General features: G+C 56.0%; 16 protein-coding genes. 5 read left to right on the top strand and 11 right to left on the bottom strand.

All coding sequences use genetic code 11. The annotated features are described in order from the left end of the window. Window positions 1-35: 35 nt before the first annotated feature. A complete protein-coding gene (locus OLG56_RS14695; RefSeq protein WP_000767403.1) occupies window positions 36-512 on the top strand; it encodes a kinase inhibitor in 477 nt (158 codons plus the stop codon). 84 nt (window positions 513-596) lie between these two features. Here the strand turns inward: OLG56_RS14695 and hutH are convergent, their stop codons facing one another. The 5 genes from hutH to hutI all read right to left on the bottom strand — a co-directional run bounded on the left by hutH (window position 597) and on the right by hutI (window position 6,932). Then, on the bottom strand, window positions 597-2,117 hold the full coding sequence (gene hutH, locus OLG56_RS14700; protein WP_061377654.1) for a histidine ammonia-lyase: 1,521 nt from the start codon (window positions 2,115-2,117) through the stop codon (window positions 597-599). A gap of 1 nt (window position 2,118) precedes the next feature. Then, complete coding sequence (gene hutU / locus OLG56_RS14705) at window positions 2,119-3,804, bottom strand: urocanate hydratase (RefSeq protein ID WP_001115217.1); 1,686 nt, start codon at window positions 3,802-3,804, stop codon at window positions 2,119-2,121. A gap of 196 nt (window positions 3,805-4,000) precedes the next feature. Further along, window positions 4,001-4,726: a histidine utilization repressor gene (locus OLG56_RS14710; RefSeq protein ID WP_001578663.1), complete on the bottom strand. Its 726-nt coding sequence runs from the start codon at window positions 4,724-4,726 to the stop codon at window positions 4,001-4,003. Between the two features lie 44 nt (window positions 4,727-4,770). After that, complete coding sequence (gene hutG / locus OLG56_RS14715) at window positions 4,771-5,712, bottom strand: formimidoylglutamase (protein WP_000195683.1); 942 nt, start codon at window positions 5,710-5,712, stop codon at window positions 4,771-4,773. Beyond that, the gene (gene hutI, locus OLG56_RS14720) at window positions 5,709-6,932 is read right to left on the bottom strand and encodes an imidazolonepropionase (protein ID WP_061377653.1); all 1,224 of its coding nucleotides are present in this window, start codon (window positions 6,930-6,932) and stop codon (window positions 5,709-5,711) included. The genes hutG and hutI overlap by 4 nt, the downstream gene beginning before the upstream one ends. 237 nt (window positions 6,933-7,169) lie before the next feature. On the opposite strand from hutI, the gene OLG56_RS14725 reads away from it, so the two are divergent. Further along, window positions 7,170-8,453, top strand: a complete 1,284-nt coding sequence (locus OLG56_RS14725; RefSeq protein WP_001094763.1) for a putative acyl-CoA thioester hydrolase — start codon at window positions 7,170-7,172, stop codon at window positions 8,451-8,453. A gap of 123 nt (window positions 8,454-8,576) precedes the next feature. Here OLG56_RS14725 and pgl read toward each other — a convergent pair whose 3' ends face one another. Next, entirely contained in the window at window positions 8,577-9,572 is a 996-nt protein-coding gene (pgl, locus tag OLG56_RS14730; RefSeq protein WP_061377652.1) for a 6-phosphogluconolactonase, read from the bottom strand. A 163-nt stretch (window positions 9,573-9,735) separates the two neighbouring features. Between pgl and OLG56_RS14735 the strand changes: the two genes are divergently transcribed. Next, on the top strand, window positions 9,736-10,554 hold the full coding sequence (locus tag OLG56_RS14735; RefSeq protein WP_061377671.1) for a pyridoxal phosphatase: 819 nt from the start codon (window positions 9,736-9,738) through the stop codon (window positions 10,552-10,554). Here OLG56_RS14735 and modC read toward each other — a convergent pair whose 3' ends face one another. The 5 genes from modC to OLG56_RS14760 form a co-directional block, all read right to left on the bottom strand. Continuing rightward, complete coding sequence (modC, locus tag OLG56_RS14740) at window positions 10,555-11,613, bottom strand: molybdenum ABC transporter ATP-binding protein ModC (protein WP_000891710.1); 1,059 nt, start codon at window positions 11,611-11,613, stop codon at window positions 10,555-10,557. It abuts the gene before it with no gap. A 2-nt stretch (window positions 11,614-11,615) separates the two neighbouring features. After that, window positions 11,616-12,305 (bottom strand): molybdate ABC transporter permease subunit, encoded by a 690-nt coding sequence (modB, locus tag OLG56_RS14745; RefSeq protein ID WP_000604026.1) that lies wholly within the window; start codon window positions 12,303-12,305, stop codon window positions 11,616-11,618. Further along, entirely contained in the window at window positions 12,305-13,078 is a 774-nt protein-coding gene (gene modA / locus OLG56_RS14750) for a molybdate ABC transporter substrate-binding protein (RefSeq protein ID WP_000951416.1), read from the bottom strand. The genes modB and modA overlap by 1 nt, the downstream gene beginning before the upstream one ends. 239 nt (window positions 13,079-13,317) lie before the next feature. Next, the gene (gene tnpA / locus OLG56_RS14755; RefSeq protein ID WP_000502119.1) at window positions 13,318-13,776 is read right to left on the bottom strand and encodes an IS200/IS605-like element IS200F family transposase; all 459 of its coding nucleotides are present in this window, start codon (window positions 13,774-13,776) and stop codon (window positions 13,318-13,320) included. 179 nt (window positions 13,777-13,955) lie between these two features. Beyond that, window positions 13,956-14,105 carry an AcrZ family multidrug efflux pump-associated protein gene (locus tag OLG56_RS14760; protein ID WP_000891513.1) on the bottom strand — a complete coding sequence of 50 codons (150 nt, stop codon included), beginning with the start codon at window positions 14,103-14,105 and terminating at the stop codon, window positions 13,956-13,958. A gap of 128 nt (window positions 14,106-14,233) precedes the next feature. On the opposite strand from OLG56_RS14760, the gene modE reads away from it, so the two are divergent. Together modE and modF are read left to right on the top strand one after the other, a co-directional pair. Further along, window positions 14,234-15,022 (top strand): molybdenum-dependent transcriptional regulator, encoded by a 789-nt coding sequence (modE, locus tag OLG56_RS14765; protein WP_001147416.1) that lies wholly within the window; start codon window positions 14,234-14,236, stop codon window positions 15,020-15,022. Between the two features lie 67 nt (window positions 15,023-15,089). Beyond that, the gene (gene modF / locus OLG56_RS14770; protein ID WP_023213632.1) at window positions 15,090-16,565 is read left to right on the top strand and encodes a molybdate ABC transporter ATP-binding protein ModF; all 1,476 of its coding nucleotides are present in this window, start codon (window positions 15,090-15,092) and stop codon (window positions 16,563-16,565) included. Window positions 16,566-16,586: the final 21 nt, after the last annotated feature.

Consider the following 16,586-nt stretch of genomic DNA (forward strand, 5'->3'; position numbering starts at 1 on the left):
CTGGCTACACTTCTGGTGAGTCAAAAGGAGAGCGCATGAAACTTATCAGCAACGATTTGCGCGATGGAGATAAACTTCCTCATCGCCACGTTTTTAACGGTATGGGCTATGATGGCGATAATATTTCGCCGCATCTGGCCTGGGACGACGTGCCGATGGGCACCAAAAGTTTTGTCGTGACCTGTTACGATCCCGACGCGCCGACCGGCTCCGGCTGGTGGCACTGGGTGGTGGTGAACCTCCCGGCGGATACGCGCGTACTGACCCAGGGGTTCGGCTCAGGCCTGGTGGCCGTACCAGACGGCGTCATTCAGACGCGTACCGATTTCGGTAAAGCGGGCTACGGCGGCGCGGCGCCGCCTAAAGGGGAAACGCACCGCTATATCTTTACGGTTCACGCGCTGGACGTCGAGCGTCTTGACGTTGATGAAGACGCCAGCGGCGCGATGGTCGGCTTTAACGTGCATTTCCATTCGCTCGCCAGCGCCTCGATCACGGCGATGTTCAGTTAAACGCTGTGCCGGATGGCGGCGTAAACGTCTTACCCTGCCAACGGGTTGGGTAAGCCGAATAAGCGCCTCGCCATCCGGCAGCATTCACATAAAGTCCGGCACCAGACGCTGTAACGCGCCTTGCGCCATCAGCGCCGTCGCACACTCAATATCGGGTGCGAAAAAACGATCCTGCGTATAGTGCGCCACCCGCTCGCGCAGTGTCTGCCGCGCCTGTTCCAGTAACGGGCTGGAGGTTAACCCTTCCCGTAAATCTATCCCCTGACAGGCAGCCAGCCACTCCACGGCAATGATGCCGCGGGTATTCGCCGCCATTTCCCAGAGTCGCCGTCCTGCCGCCGGGGCCATTGAGACATGATCTTCCTGATTCGCCGAGGTCGGCAGGCTATCCACGCTGTGCGGGTGCGCCAGCGCTTTATTCTCGCTGGCGAGCGCTGCGGCGGTGACCTGGGCAATCATAAAACCGGAATTAACGCCGCCATTTTTCACCAGAAACGGCGGTAACTGCGACATATGTTTATCCATCATCAGCGCGATGCGCCGCTCCGATAGCGCGCCGATTTCCGCTATCGCCAGCGCCAGATTATCCGCCGCCATGGCAACCGGTTCAGCATGGAAGTTACCGCCGGAGATCACCTCCCCCGCATCGGCAAAGACCAGCGGATTATCGGACACCGCGTTGGCCTCAGCCAGCAGTACCTCTTTCGTCTGACGTAACTGGGTCAAACAAGCGCCCATTACCTGTGGCTGGCAGCGAAGGGAATACGGGTCCTGAACTTTATGACAGTGGTGATGTGATTCAGCAATGGCGCTGGTATCGGTCAGCAGATGCCGGAACAACCGCGCGACGTCAATTTGCCCCTTTTGTCCGCGCGCGGCATGAATGCGCGCATCAAAAGGACGGCGCGATCCCAGCACGGCTTCGGTAGTCAGCGCGCCGCAGACAACGGCGGAGGCAAATAACTCCTGTGCCTCAAACAAACCGCGCAGCGCAAAGGCCGTTGACGCCTGGGTGCCGTTAAGCAGCGCCAGCCCCTCTTTGGCCGCCAGCGCGACAGGCTCCAGTCCGGCCTTTTTTAGCGCCGTCTGCGCCGGAAGCCATTCACCCTGCCAGCGCGCTTTTCCTTCGCCAAGCAGCGTCAGCGACAGATGCGCCAGCGGCGCTAAGTCGCCCGACGCGCCAACCGAGCCTTTTGCCGGAATCAGCGGATACACGCCGGCATTAACCAGAGCGATGAGCGCCTCTATCACGCTCAACCGAATCCCGGAAAACCCGCGCGCCAGGCTATTGATTTTCAATACCATGATCAGACGCACCATCGCGTCATCCAGTGGGTCGCCTACGCCCGCGGCGTGAGACAGCACCAACGATCGCTGTAGATTTTGCAAGTCTTCATCAGCGATGCGCGTCTGCGCCAGCAGACCGAAACCGGTGTTGATGCCGTAGGCGGTACGCCCTTCGGCAACGATATCATTGACGCACGCGACGCTGGCGTTAATGCCGCCAATGGCGCTGGCGTCCAGCCGAAGCTGTACCGGATGACGCCAGACATCGTACAGTTGAGAGAGGCTTAACTGCCCCGGAGTGAGTGTTATGGTGTTCATATCAGCCTTTCCCCTGCGTCGCCGCAACCATCGGTAAATTCAGACCTTGCTCAACAGCGCATTCCACCGCGAGATCATATCCGGCATCGGCATGGCGCATGACGCCCGTCGCCGGATCGTTGTGTAACACGCGGCGAATACGCGCGGCGGCCTCGTCAGTGCCATCACAGACAATCACCATACCGGCGTGTTGCGAAAACCCCATCCCCACCCCGCCGCCATGATGGAGCGATACCCATGTCGCCCCGCTGGCGGTATTCAGCAACGCATTTAACAGCGGCCAGTCGGAAACCGCGTCGGAACCGTCGCGCATCGCTTCGGTTTCACGGTTAGGGCTGGCGACAGAACCGGAATCCAGGTGATCGCGGCCAATCACAATAGGCGCGGATACCTCACCACAACGCACCATTTCGTTGAACGCCAGCCCCAGTTTTTGCCGCCACTCCAGACCTACCCAGCAGATACGCGCCGGTAGCCCCTGAAAATGAATGCGCTCGCGCGCCATATCCAGCCAGTGATGCAGATGTTTATCCTCAGCCACTATCTCTTTGACTTTGGCATCGGTTTTATAGATATCCTGCGGATCGCCGGACAGCGCCACCCAGCGAAACGGCCCGATGCCACGACAGAACAGCGGACGAATATAGGCTGGCACAAATCCCGGAAAATCAAAGGCGTTTTCCACCCCCATCTCTTTCGCCATCTGGCGAATATTGTTGCCATAGTCAAAGGTCGGCACGCCCATTTGACTGAACGCCAGCATCGCCCGAACATGCGCCGCCATGGAACGTTTCGCTGCCTGCATCGTCCCGTGGGGATCGGATTGCGCGTTTTTCTGATACTCCTCCCAGCGCCAGCCGGAGGGTAAATAGCCATGTAGCGGATCGTGGGCGCTGGTCTGATCGGTCACCAGGTCCGGGCGCACGCCGCGATTAACCAGTTCCGGCAGGATATCCGCCGCGTTCGCGCACAGGGCGACGGACACGGCTTTCCCCTCGCGGGTGTAGCGCGTAATGCGGGCCAACGCGTCATCCAGCGTGGCGGCCTGCTCATCCACGTAACGAGTACGCAGACGAAAATCGATACGGCTTTGCTGGCATTCAATCGTCAGCGAACACGCTCCGGCCAGCGTCGCGGCTAGCGGTTGCGCGCCGCCCATGCCGCCCAGCCCGGCGGTCAGCACCCAGCGTCCCGCCAGCGTGCCGTTATAGTGCTGACGCCCCGCCTCGACAAAGGTTTCGTATGTTCCCTGCACGATTCCCTGGCTGCCGATATAGATCCAGCTTCCGGCCGTCATCTGACCGTACATCGCCAGCCCTTTCGCATCCAGTTCGTTAAAATGTTCCCATGTCGCCCAGTGGGGAACCAGGTTGGAGTTGGCGATTAATACCCGCGGCGCGTTGTCGTGCGTTTTAAATACGCCGACCGGTTTACCAGACTGAATAAGCAACGTTTCGTCCGCCTCCAGCCGGGTGAGCGCATCAACAATAGCGTCATAGCATTCCCAGTTGCGCGCGGCGCGACCAATCCCGCCGTAGACCACCAGCTCATGCGGATTTTCCGCCACGTCAGGATCGAGATTATTCATTAACATCCGCAGCGGGGCTTCTGTCAGCCAGCTTTTCGCCGTTAATACCGTGCCTCGGGGCGCGCGGATAGTCTGCTGACGATACTTGCTTTCAGGCATAGCAATGACTCCTCATTGTTATCGGTCTGCCATCGCCAAATAACGCTAAAACGCCACTATCAGGCACCGCCGCAGACCCACAGATAAGAATCAGACATATACTTGTCTATACAAGTAAGCACAAGAATAGAATTAACAAAAACGATACAATTTTGTTATATTGTGTCAGCAATCACGTTTTCCGGCAGCAGTCCGCTCAGGAGATAAATCGTCCCTGTAGCCGGTAGCGCGACCCGGGGAAAAGTAAGCGGGCGTGAGAAACAATCCGCGACGCGGACCAGGTTGTACGACGAATGAGCAGACAAGGCTCATGCTCTTTGATAGTTAACCACGCGCACTCTTGCGCCGTGGCGCGCACCGCCTCCACAATATGTTCCCCTTCCGTTAGCGGCGCGATCCGCGACAAATAAGCGTGCGGCGTGGTCTGACGGTAATCTTGCGTCAGGTAATCCACGGCAATATCCGCATTCACGCAGCGATCTTCAATTTGTACCGGCAGATCGTTTTCATAATGCACCATGATGGAATGGAAAATGACATCGCTCTCATTGACGTTGAGAGCGCTGGCCTGGATGGCGTTTGCCCGCACGCGCTCCAGCGTGAGCACCTCACAACGATGCTGATGACGGCGGGCGGCAATCTCCTCGGCGATACTGCGGACTTCAAACAGCGCGGACTGGCCTTTTGGTTCGGCGACAAACGTCCCCACGCCCTGTAAACGCACCAGCCACCCTTCATCCGTCAACTCACGCAGCGCCCGGTTGATGGTCATTCGGCTAAAGCCATACTGGGCGACCAGTTCTGCTTCCGACGGAATGCGATCGTGAGGCTGCCAGACGCCGCCGGCTATTTTTTTACAGATGTCCTGTTTCACCGTTTCGTAAAAAGGCGCAGGTGCAGAACGGGAGCGGGGTGAATACATGCGTGAAGCCTTCCTTATGCGAAGAGTGTTTTCCCGATGACAGATTAACGCCACCAGTGCGCGATTTGCCAGCCAAGCCGCGCCGCCACGCGCGCCGCTGCGCCATCTTCATCAAAGCGTGGATTAAATTCAACCAGATCCGCCGCCTGTAATTTTCCGCTACGGCAAACCGGCTCAATTAAACGCAGAACCTGTATCAGCGGCACGCCCAGCGCTGCGGGAGCGGAGACGGCCGGCATTTCCCAGACAGGCAATACGTCGAGATCGATAGTCAGATAAATTTTATCCACCTTGTCAATAAACTGCGTCATCTGCGCCAGCGCGTCATGGCAGTCCAGATCCTCCACCACGGTAACATTCCGCCACTGCGCTTCCCGCCACAACGCCTGCGTATTCGCCGCACGGCTCACGCCAAAACAGGCATAATGAAACGCGCGGCTCTGCGCGTCGCATAGCTGCGCCAGTTGACGAAACGGCGTCCCGGATGTTGCCCGGTCGGTCTGACGGAGATCCAGATGCGCATCAAGATTAATGATCCCTACGCTTTCCTGCGCAAACGCGTCCAGCACCCCCGCGCCGTGTCCAAACGCGGTTTCATGCCCGCCGCCCAGCACCAGCGTGCGCATCCCGGCCCGCAGACAGCGGCTTACCGCATCGCGCAAGGCCTGCTGCGCGCCTTCCAGATCGGGCGTCGGCGCAACCCAATTGCCTAAATCCACCAGCCGTTCATGTCCCTGGTGGCTGGCCATATTCGCCAGCGCTTTACGCAACGCGTCCGGGGCGCCTGCCGCGCCGGGACGACCTGCATTGCGTTTTACCCCCTCGTCGCAGGCAAATCCCATTAACGCTATCTTTTGCTGCCAGTTTTCGGGGGAAAAGGTCTCGCTGCGCGTGACGGTCTGAAACAGACGCCGCGCATCCGGCGCTTCTATACTGTCATCGCGCCCCTGCCAGAGCGCCGGAGAAGCCGGATACCATTGCGTCATGAGATTTGTCCTCTGTATACCCGCTGATATAAAGGGTTACGCCCCGGCTCATACACAATCTCTACCGGCTGTTCAGCATCCCACACCACAAAATCCGCCCGGTAGCCGGCCCTGAGCTGCCCATGCGTCGCCTGTCTTCCCAGCGCGCGAGCGGCATGGCGCGTAACGCCCGCCCATGCCTCTTCCGGCGTCAGACCAAACTGTACGCAGGCCATATTCATCGCCAGATGCAAACTGCAAAACGGGCTGGTGCCGGGATTGAAATCGCTGGCGACGGCGACAGGCACCTGATAGCGGCGCAGCAGTTCCACCGGCGGGCGCTGCGTCTCGCGCAGAAAATAAAACGCGCCGGGCAACAACACGCCGACAGTACCGCCGTCACGCATCGCCGCGACGCCCGTTTCATCAAGATATTCGATATGATCCGCCGATAAGCCCTGATAACGGCTCACCAACTGCGCGCCGCCCAACAGCGAAAGCTGCTCAACATGGCCTTTAACGGGAATATCTAACGCCTTCGCCGTCTGCAACACGCGCTCACTCTGGGCCACATTAAAGCCGACGCTCTCGCAAAAGAGGTCTACCGCATCAAATAACCCTTTTTGCCAGAGCTGCGGAATCATCGTCTCGCAGACCAGAGTGATGTAGCCGTCCGGGTCGTCACGATACTCCGCTGGCGTAGCATGAGCGGCAAGTAGCGTGGGGCTAATGTCGATAGCGTTTTCGGCGGCAAGTTTTGCAGCGACGCGCAACAGCTTTTCTTCTGTCGCCAGCTCCAGACCATAGCCGGATTTAATCTCCAGCAGCGTAACGCCTTCGCTGGCAAGGCGCATCATGCGTTCGCGCGCCAGCAGGTAGAGCGTCTCCTCCGCACAGGCGCGGGTTGCTGATACCGTCGCGTTAATGCCGCCGCCCTGAGCGCTAATATGCTGGTATGACGCGCCGTTAAGCCGCTGTTCCCACTCTGCGGCGCGGTTACCGGCAAACACCAGATGCGTGTGGCAATCGATAAGTCCCGGGGTTACCAGTCGTCCCTGCATATCATGGATATTGTCCCCACTGACAGGAAGCTGCGTCTCTGGCACGATATCGCAAATATACCCTTCGCGTACAATCAGCGCCTGGTTATCCACCAGCCCATACGGGGCTTGCCGCTGCGGGTCCATTGTCGCCAGCCTGATGTTTCGCCAGACAGTATCGCCCGGTAAAAGTTGCCGCATTCCTGTCGCTCTCTTGCCTGTCATGAGTTGTATAGACATTTATTTTCTTTCTGCTCCGGATTGTCAACTCAAAGCGCGAAAGTTGTTGCTTAATTGTGATAAAACTATCTGATGCTACAGGTGTTTCCAGCCTGAAAAGGAACTTTTTACCTTTTCGCCTTCCCGTTTCGTTCAACTTAGTATAAAAAAGCAGGCTTCAATGGATGTCATTTAACTTTTTCAAGCCCGGAGCAACCTGTGAATACATTATCGGTTTCCCGTCTGGCGCTGGCACTGGCTTTTGGCGTGACGCTGAGCGCCTGTAGCTCTACGCCACCCGATCAGATCCCTTCCGATCAAACCGCGCCTGGCACCGCCTCGCGCCCAATTCTGTCGGCAAATGAAGCGAAAAACTTCGTTGCGGCGCACTATTTTGCCTCCCTGACGCCGAATACCGCCCCGTGGTCGCCGTCGCCGATTACCCTGCCCGCACAGCCTGACTTTGTGGTAGGGCCGGCAGGTACGCCAGGCGTTACGCACACCTCGATTCAGGCCGCGGTCGATGCGGCAATGGTTAAACGCACGAACAAACGCCAGTACATTGCTATTATGCCGGGCGACTATCAGGGGACCGTGTATGTTCCCGCCGCGCCGGGAAGTCTGACCCTGTACGGGACCGGTGAAAAACCGATCGATGTGAAAATAGGGATGGCGATTGATGGTGAAATGAGCGTCGCTGACTGGCGCCGCGCGGTGAATCCCGGCGGGAAATATATGCCTGGTAAACCCGCCTGGTATATGTTCGATAACTGCCAAAGCAAACACGCCGCGACGATCGGTGTGATGTGTTCTGCCGCGTTCTGGTCGCAGAATAACGGTCTGCAGCTACAAAATCTGACCATCGAGAACACGCTGGGCGACAGTGTCGATGCCGGAAACCATCCGGCGGTGGCGTTGCGTACCGATGGCGACAAAGTCCAGATTAACAAGGTCAATATCCTTGGCCGCCAGAACACCTTCTTTGTGACCAACAGCGGCGTGCAGAACCGTCTGCAAACCGATCGCCAGCCGCGTACGCTGGTGACGAACAGCTATATTGAAGGCGATGTGGATATGGTTTCCGGACGCGGCGCCGTGGTGTTCGATAACACCAACTTCCAGGTCGTCAACTCCCGCACACAGCAGGAAGCCTACGTCTTCGCCCCGGCGACGCTGTCCAATATTTACTATGGCTTTTTGGCGATCAACAGCCGCTTTAACGCCTCCGGCGATGGCGTTGCGCAGCTTGGCCGCTCGCTGGATGTCGACGCCAACACCAACGGTCAGGTAGTGATCCGCGACAGCGTGATTAACGAGGGCTTTAACGTTGCCAAACCGTGGGCCGACGCGGTCATCTCGAAACGTCCGTTTGCCGGAAATACGGGAACCGTGGATGACAAAGGCGAGGTGCTGCGTAATCTGAACGACACTAACTACAACCGCATGTGGGAATACAACAACCGCGGTGTAGGCAGTAAAGTGGTGGCAGAACCTAAGCAGTAATCGCCGTTCCGGTTCAGGCTTATAAACGGGCCGCCGCAGCAGATGTGGCGGCCCGTGGTTTTACTGCAAGCGATGTTTATTGAAATTAATCAGGCATCCCGCCGCCCTCCGGCACACAGCGCTTTAGTACGCGTTCACCACAACCCACATTGGCCCCTGGCCGACGGCATAACGACCTTTTTCCGTCAGCAACCCCTGAGTGCCCGTAATTTCATAGACCGCGATATGATGTGATTTTTGACCCGCAGCAATCAGGTATTTTCCGCTATTGTCGATATTAAAGCCGCGCGGTTGGGCTTCCGTCGGCTGGAAGCCTTCAACGCTCAGTACGCTGCCGTCTTCGGAGACACTAAAGACGGTAATCAGACTGGCGGTACGGTCACAGGCATACAAATACCGTCCATCCGGCGTAATATGAATATCCGCCGCCCAGCGGGTATCGGAAAAATCGGCGGGCATCATATCCAGGGTTTGTACGCACTCTATCTCACCATGCGGATTTTTAAGCTGCCAGACATCCACCGAACTGTTCAGTTCATTGACGCAATACGCATATTGTCGATTCGGGTGGAAGACCATATGACGCGGGCCTGCCCCTTCAACTGTATTCACTTCCGCCGGCTCCTGGGCCACCAGATGGCCGTCATCGCTTAGCGTAAACAGACAAATGCGATCCTGTTTTAGCGCAGGCACCCACAAGGTACGGTTATCAGGCGTAATATTTGCCGAGTGGCAGCCATCCAGCCCCTCCACCACATCCACCAGCTCAACCGGCAGGCCATTCTGTAAACGCGTCACGCTGACATTACCGGCGTTATACGATCCGACAAAGACAAAACGACCATGATGATCGGTAGAAATATGGGTCGGGCTACCCGGCAGGGCGGATTCGGCGGCAAACGTCAGCGCGCCATCATCCGGCGCAATACGATACGCCAGGACACGAAACTCCGGGCGCACGCCGACATAGAGGTAGCGTTTATCCGGACTGACCACCATCGGCTGAACCTGACCGGGCACATCCACGACCTGCACCAGCGTCAGCGTCCCTTCGTGGTTCAGGCTCCAGACGTGAATTTGCTGACTCTCAGGGCTGGCGGTATAGACTGTTTGTTTCATGAATACTCCTTTGCATATGGCATGTAGCTGCAATAACAGGACACAGCTTAACGTAGTCGCTTTTGACGGCGAATGCTGAATTCAGACGCAGAATTTTGTCTGCTTACCGTCCCGGTGTACCATGCCGACAGACGGAATTATTACTCTTAATCTGGAAAAAATTATGACTGCACGCGTGATTGCCCTCGATTTAGACGGAACATTATTAACCCCGCATAAAACCTTACTCCCCTCCTCGCTTGACGCGCTATCACGCGCCAAAGAGGCGGGCTTTCAACTTATCATTGTCACTGGTCGCCATCACGTTGCTATTCATCCTTTTTATCAGGCGCTGGCGCTGGAAACACCTGCTATTTGCTGCAACGGCACCTATTTGTATGATTATCAAGCTAAAACTGTCCTGGATGCCGATCCTATGCCCGTGGATAAGGCGTTGCAGTTGATTGATTTACTGGATGAGCATCAGATTCACGGCCTGATGTATGTTGATGACGCTATGCTTTACGAACACCCAACCGGTCACGTCGTGCGTACCTCCCGGTGGGCGCAGACCTTGCCGCCGGAGCAACGTCCGACCTTTACACAGGTCTCTTCGTTGGCGCAGGCGGCGCGCGACGTGAATGCCGTGTGGAAGTTTGCGCTTACCGATGAAGATATTCCCAGGCTACAGCGGTTCGGTCAGCATGTTGAACAGGCGCTTGGCCTGGAGTGCGAATGGTCATGGCACGATCAGGTGGATATCGCGCGCAAAGGCAACAGTAAAGGCAAGCGCCTTACCCAGTGGATAGAAGCGCAGGGAGGGTCAATGAAAAATGTGATCGCTTTCGGCGATAACTACAACGACATCAGTATGCTGGAGGCGGCAGGCACCGGCGTTGCGATGGGCAACGCCGATGAGACGGTGAAAGCGCGCGCTGACGTTGTGATCGGCGATAACACTACCGATAGCATCGCCAAATTTATTTACACCCACCTGCTATAGTCAGGCGGTGATAGAAACGCTTTTCACCTGCGCGTAAAGCCACAGGCCAGGCTTGATATTCAGCTCATCCCTGGCCCACGGGCTTATTCGCGCCCACAGCGTTCTGCCGCCTATCTCAAGCTGGACTTCCACCTGCCCGTTATCGTCATAACAATTCGCCACTTTTGCCCGCAATACGTTGCGGATACTGGTCTGCTGCGGCGGCTGTAGTACCAGCGAGACATCCGACGCCTGTATACGAATACGCAGTGTGGATTGCAGCGGCTGATTGAGTTTATTTACCCACAGGTGCTGGTCGCCAAGCGCCAGAGCGGTCATGGCATAATGCGGGTGATGCTCCAGCACGCTGACTTTCAGAATACTGCTCTGTTGCTCTTTCGGCAGCCACGGGTGCATAACGCTGCTTCCCCAGACTTCTTCCAGCGGGCCAAACGCTTTAACCTGTCCATCCTCCAGCACCATGACTTTATCCGCCAGGTGAAGAATTTCATCGAGAGAATGGCTGACATACAGCATGGGAATATTGATTTCTCGCGCCAGCCGTTGCAGGTACGGCAGTAATTCGCGTTTTCGCGGGATATCCAGCGAGGCCAACGGTTCGTCCAGCAGCAGCAACTCCGGGGCGGTGAGCAATGCCCGGCCTATCGCTACGCGCTGTTTTTCTCCGCCGGACAAGCTCCCCGGCAGGCGATCAAGCAACGCTTCAATTCCCAGCAGCGACACCAGCTTATCAAACTGACCGGTCATGCTTTTCGCCATGCCGTAACGCAAATTGCCGCGTACTTTGTAATGGGGGAACAGGCGCGCATCCTGGAAAACATAACCGATGCGGCGCTTTTCCGGCGTTAAACAGATACCGTTTTCCGCGTCATGCAACACCCGGCCATTCAACGCGATGCGTCCTTTTTGCGGGCGAGTCAAACCGCTGATGGCATTAATCAGCGAGGTTTTTCCCGCGCCGGAGACGCCAAAGATAGCCGTGATCCCACTGGCTGGCAGCGTTTCGTTGAGGGTTAAACAGTGCGTTCCCAGCGTCTGGGAAAAATTAAGCTCCAGCATGGTTAGCGCCCCGTCCGTTCACGGCTAATCCGCGCCAGCCATTCAGAAATCAACAGCGAAATCAGCGCTAATACAATCGAAATCACGCACAGCCTCGCCGCCGCGCTCTCCCCGCCCGGCGTCTGGATCAAGGTATACATGGCGGAAGGTATGGTGCGGGTTTCGCCCGGAATATTGGAAACAAAGGTAATGGTCGCGCCAAATTCGCCAAGCGAACGGGCAAACGCCAGCACCGTACCGACAATAATGCCCGGCAGGGTAAGCGGTAAGGTGATAGTCAGAAAAACGCGCCAGCGCCCGGCGCCCAGCGTTCTGGCGGCCTGTTCAAGCTTGATATCCACCCCCTCCAGCGCCAGCCGAATGGCCCGCACCATCAGCGGGAAGGACATCACCGCCGCCGCCAGCACGGCGCCGCGCCAGCTAAAGGCAAACGTGAGACCGAACCAGTCATACAGCCACTGGCCAATAAACCCGCGTCGCCCCATCGACACCAACAGCAGATAGCCGACCACCACCGGCGGCAGCACCAGCGGCAGATGCAGGACGCTATCAAGTAAGGCTTTGCCCGGAAACCGGCATCGCACCAGTAACCAGGCAAAAAAGATCCCAAACGGCAGGCTAAACAGCACGGCCAGGGAAGACACTTTCAGGCTAAGAAGGACAGCCTGCCATTCTGGATCGGTCAGTATCATTACTTCGTCGTAAATCCATAACGTTTAAAGATTGCCGAGGCCTGCGGTCCTTTCAGGTAATCATAGAACGCGCTGACGGTCGCATTTTTATGCCCCTCCACGATAGCGATGGGGTATTCCACTTTTTTATGTGAATCTTCCGGGAACGTCGCCACCACGTTGACCCCCTTGCTGGCGACCGCATCAGAACCGTATACAATGCCCAAAGGCGCTTCGTTACGTTCGACCAGCGCCAACGCGCCGCGCACATCCTCGCCCGGCGCCAGTTTCGGTTCAAGCGTTTGCCATGCGCCCAACTTTTGCAGCGCTTCTTTGGCATAAATTCCCGCCGGTACGTGTTGCGGATCGCCCACTGCCAGACGTCCGCCGTTCAGCAGACGAATCCAGTCCGTTTTGTTGTCGATGGTAAACGGTTTTTGCTCGCTGGCTTTCGGCGCCACCACCACCAGGCTATTGCCAAGCAATGTTTCGCGCGTCGTGGTATCCACCGCTTTTTTATCGGCTGCGTAATCCATCCATTTCTGGTCAGCAGAGATGAACAGATCCGCCGGCGCGCCCGCTTCTATCTGGCGCGCCAGCGTTGAAGAGGAGGCGAATGAGGAGACCACATCCACATTTTTCTCTTTTTTATATTCTGCCGCAATGTCTTGCATCGCGTTCGTTAGCGACGCGGCGGCGAATACGGTGATCTTGCCTTCATCCGCCAGCGCATGGCCAGCGATGACGAAAGATAATGTCGCCCCTGCGACCAGGCGTAACCAGGAATGCGCCATCTGTAACTCCTTGTGCGTTTCGTTATGTAAACGATAATATAACGATAATCTCAGGGGTTTCCCAGCGGTTATTCATACCCATTAACGATTAAACACAGAAAATATCGGCAGGAAAAGCAGGATCTTGAGTAATAAATATCCTCCGGCATAGCCGGAGGTTTTTCAGATGCGCCTGTAAGGCTCTCTTACCAGCCGCGCCCTAACAGGCGCATACGATCTGACATTTGCATCAAACTTCGTTACTTACGGCCCGTAAACGGGCTGCCCGGATAAGGGATCGATAATTGCTCACCCATTTTATCCTCTTCAAGCTGGTGCTTTATGTAGTCCTGTATCTTCGCCGTGTTCTTACCCACCGTATCGACATAGTACCCTCTGCACCAGAACTCCCTGTTCCTGTATTTGAATTTTAGATCCCCAAACTGCTCGTAAAGCATCAGACTACTTTTACCCTTCAGATATCCCATGAAGCTCGACACACTCATCTTCGGCGGGATCTCCAGAAGCATGTGAATATGATCTGCACAACATTCCGCTTCCAGAATTCGTACGTTTTTCCATTCACACAATTTTCTTAATATGCTGCCTACTGCCCTACGCTTCTCTCCATAGAACGCTTGTCTTCGGTATTTGGGCGCGAAAACTATGTGATATTTACAGTTCCATCGGGTGTGCGCTAAGCTCTTTTCGTCCCCCATTGGGACCCCCTTTTGATTTCTTGTTGAACTTTTGCAGTTGCCAGACCGCAAGATGTTTTAACAAATCAAAAGGGGTTTTAATAACTGGCTTAAAGCTGAAAGCTTTCCGGAACCCCCAGCCTAGCTGGGGGTTTTCCATAGACAACAAAAACGCCCGACTGAGCGGGCGTTTGGGGAAATCAGCGGTTCTGTCTGGACTGGTCTTTCTGACCGATACCGGAAAAAATGTTGAACACCTCACCCAGACCGTAAATCAGACCGAGGATGATGGCCATCACTACCGGTACCATGATGACGGCGAATACCAGACTTTTTAATAACTCTAACATGGGCAACTCCAGATATAGTCCTTTTTGTATTTTAACCGCATCACACAGAAAAGCACTCCCCTTTTGTGCGGTCGGCTTTGCGCTGACGCGCTTTTCAGTCACAATAGTCTTTTTACCAGGAGCTGGTTATGCAGGCCGAAATCCTTCTTACCCTGAAACTTCAGCAAAAGCTTTTTGCCGATCCCCGACGTATCTCTCTGCTGAAACACATTGCGCTTTCCGGCTCGATTAGTCAGGGCGCGAAAGACGCGGGAATCAGCTATAAGAGCGCCTGGGATGCGATAAACGACATGAACCAGCTTAGTGAACATATGCTGGTTGAACGCGCAACGGGCGGCAAAGGCGGCGGCGGCGCGGTATTAACCCGCTATGGTCAGCGTCTGATCCAGCTTTACGATTTGCTGGGCCAAATTCAGCAAAAAGCGTTCGATGTGTTAAGCGACGATGACGCCCTGCCGCTTGACAGTCTGCTGGCCGCTATCTCCCGCTTTTCACTGCAAACCAGCGCCCGAAATCAGTGGTTCGGCACCATTACCGCCCGCGATCGCGATCAGGTGCAACAGCATGTCGACGTGCTGCTGGCCGACGGCAAAACGCGGCTCAAAGTCGCGCTGACGGCGCAAAGCGGCGAGCGTCTCGGCCTGGAGGAAGGTAAAGAAGTGCTGATCCTGCTAAAAGCGCCGTGGGTTGGCATTACCCGGGATGCAGCCGTTGCGCGCGCCGCTGACAATCAGTTGTCGGGAACGATCAGCCATATCGAGCGCGGCGCGGAACAGTGTGAAGTGTTGATGGCGCTGCCGGACGGTCAGACGCTGTGCGCCACGATACCGACTGCGGATGCCGCCACGTTAAAGGAAGGCGATGACGTGATTGCCTGGTTTAATGCGGACAGAGTGATTATTGCAACGTTGTGCTAAGCACATTGACATCCGTTGCCGAAAGACGTATCCCTGTCATTCATCGCTGCAAAAAATGGGATGCAAAATGTCATCGTTGCAAATTTCGCAAGGCACGTTTCGTCTGAGCGATACAAAAACACTTCATCTGGATTCGCTGACGCTCAATGCGGGCGATAGCTGGGCATTCGTTGGGGCTAACGGGAGCGGGAAGTCGGTGCTCGCCCGCGCGCTGGCGGGTGAACTGCCGTTATTAACAGGCGAGCGCCAGTGTCGGTTTACCCGCATTACTCGTCTGTCCTTTGAACAATTGCAAAAGCTGGTCAGCGATGAGTGGCAACGTAATAACACCGATATGCTCAGTCCTGGCGAAGACGATACCGGGCGCACTACCGCGGAAATTATTCAGGATGAAGTTCACCATCCTGCCCGCTGTGCGATGCTGGCGCAGCAGTTCGGCATTTCCGCTTTACTCAACAGGCGTTTTAAATACCTTTCTACCGGCGAGACGCGAAAAGCGCTGCTGTGTCAGGCGCTGATGTCTGAGCCGGAGTTATTGATCCTTGATGAACCGTTCGACGGACTTGACGTGACCGCCCGTCAACAACTGGCGCAACGCCTGACGGCGTTGAACCAGGCGGGTATGACCCTGGCGCTGGTACTCAACCGTTTTGATGAGATCCCGGACTTCGTGCAGTTTGCCGGCGTGCTTGCCGACTGTACGCTGGCGGAGACCGGAACGACGACAGAGTTACTGCAACGGGCGTTGGTCGCTCAACTCGCGCACAGCGAGCGTCTGACCGACGTACAATTACCCGAACCGGACGAACCTTCCGCCCGCCATGCGTTACCTGATGGCGAACCACGGATCGTACTTAACGATGGCGTAGTCTCGTATAACGATCGCCCTATCCTCCACCACCTAAGCTGGCGAGTCAATCCAGGCGAACACTGGCAGATCGTCGGTCCTAACGGAGCGGGTAAGTCTACGTTGCTTAGCCTTATTACTGGCGATCATCCGCAAGGCTACAGCAACGATCTTACGCTGTTCGGGCGGCGGCGAGGAAGCGGCGAAACAATCTGGGATATCAAAAAACATATCGGCTACGTCAGCAGCAGTTTACATCTGGATTACCGCGTAAGTACCACGGTGCGCAATGTCATTCTCTCCGGCTATTTCGATTCTATCGGCATTTACCAAGCCGTTTCAGACAGGCAACGAAAACTGGCGCAACAGTGGCTGGATATTCTGGGAATCGATAAGCGCACGGCGGATGCCCCTTTCCACAGTCTCTCCTGGGGACAGCAGCGGCTGGCGCTGATCGTGCGCGCGCTGGTTAAACATCCGACAGTGTTGATTCTGGATGAACCGCTGCAAGGGTTGGATCCGCTGAACCGCCAACTGGTACGCCGTTTTGTAGATGTATTAATTCGCCAGGGAGAGACCCAACTGCTGTTCGTTTCCCATCATGCAGAGGATGCGCCTGCCTGTATTACCCACCGACTGGAATTTGTACCAGAGGGCGAACGTTATAAGTACGTTTCCGGACGATGCAATAATTAAATGTATTATCAGAATGGCGCC

It is taken from the genome of Salmonella sp. 2018103, assembly GCF_026247685.1.
Classification (GTDB): Bacteria; Pseudomonadota; Gammaproteobacteria; order Enterobacterales; family Enterobacteriaceae; genus Salmonella; species Salmonella enterica.

Bases quoted from the DNA above. Each gene is read 5' to 3' on its own strand.
- hutH (WP_061377654.1), bottom strand. From the start codon at position 2,117: ATGAACACCATAACACTCACTCCGGGGCAGTTAAGCCTCTCTCAACTG.
- tnpA (WP_000502119.1), bottom strand. From the start codon at position 13,776: ATGGGGGACGAAAAGAGCTTAGCGCACACCCGATGGAACTGTAAATAT.
- modF (WP_023213632.1), top strand. From the start codon at position 15,090: ATGTCATCGTTGCAAATTTCGCAAGGCACGTTTCGTCTGAGCGATACA.
- hutU (WP_001115217.1), bottom strand. From the start codon at position 3,804: ATGCCTGAAAGCAAGTATCGTCAGCAGACTATCCGCGCGCCCCGAGGC.
- modB (WP_000604026.1), bottom strand. From the start codon at position 12,305: ATGATACTGACCGATCCAGAATGGCAGGCTGTCCTTCTTAGCCTGAAA.
- OLG56_RS14710 (WP_001578663.1), bottom strand. From the start codon at position 4,726: ATGTATTCACCCCGCTCCCGTTCTGCACCTGCGCCTTTTTACGAAACG.
- modC (WP_000891710.1), bottom strand. From the start codon at position 11,613: ATGCTGGAGCTTAATTTTTCCCAGACGCTGGGAACGCACTGTTTAACC.
- pgl (WP_061377652.1), bottom strand. From the start codon at position 9,572: ATGAAACAAACAGTCTATACCGCCAGCCCTGAGAGTCAGCAAATTCAC.
- OLG56_RS14760 (WP_000891513.1), bottom strand. From the start codon at position 14,105: ATGTTAGAGTTATTAAAAAGTCTGGTATTCGCCGTCATCATGGTACCG.
- modE (WP_001147416.1), top strand. From the start codon at position 14,234: ATGCAGGCCGAAATCCTTCTTACCCTGAAACTTCAGCAAAAGCTTTTT.
- modA (WP_000951416.1), bottom strand. From the start codon at position 13,078: ATGGCGCATTCCTGGTTACGCCTGGTCGCAGGGGCGACATTATCTTTC.
- hutG (WP_000195683.1), bottom strand. From the start codon at position 5,712: ATGACGCAATGGTATCCGGCTTCTCCGGCGCTCTGGCAGGGGCGCGAT.
- hutI (WP_061377653.1), bottom strand. From the start codon at position 6,932: ATGCGGCAACTTTTACCGGGCGATACTGTCTGGCGAAACATCAGGCTG.
- OLG56_RS14735 (WP_061377671.1), top strand. From the start codon at position 9,736: ATGACTGCACGCGTGATTGCCCTCGATTTAGACGGAACATTATTAACC.
- OLG56_RS14695 (WP_000767403.1), top strand. From the start codon at position 36: ATGAAACTTATCAGCAACGATTTGCGCGATGGAGATAAACTTCCTCAT.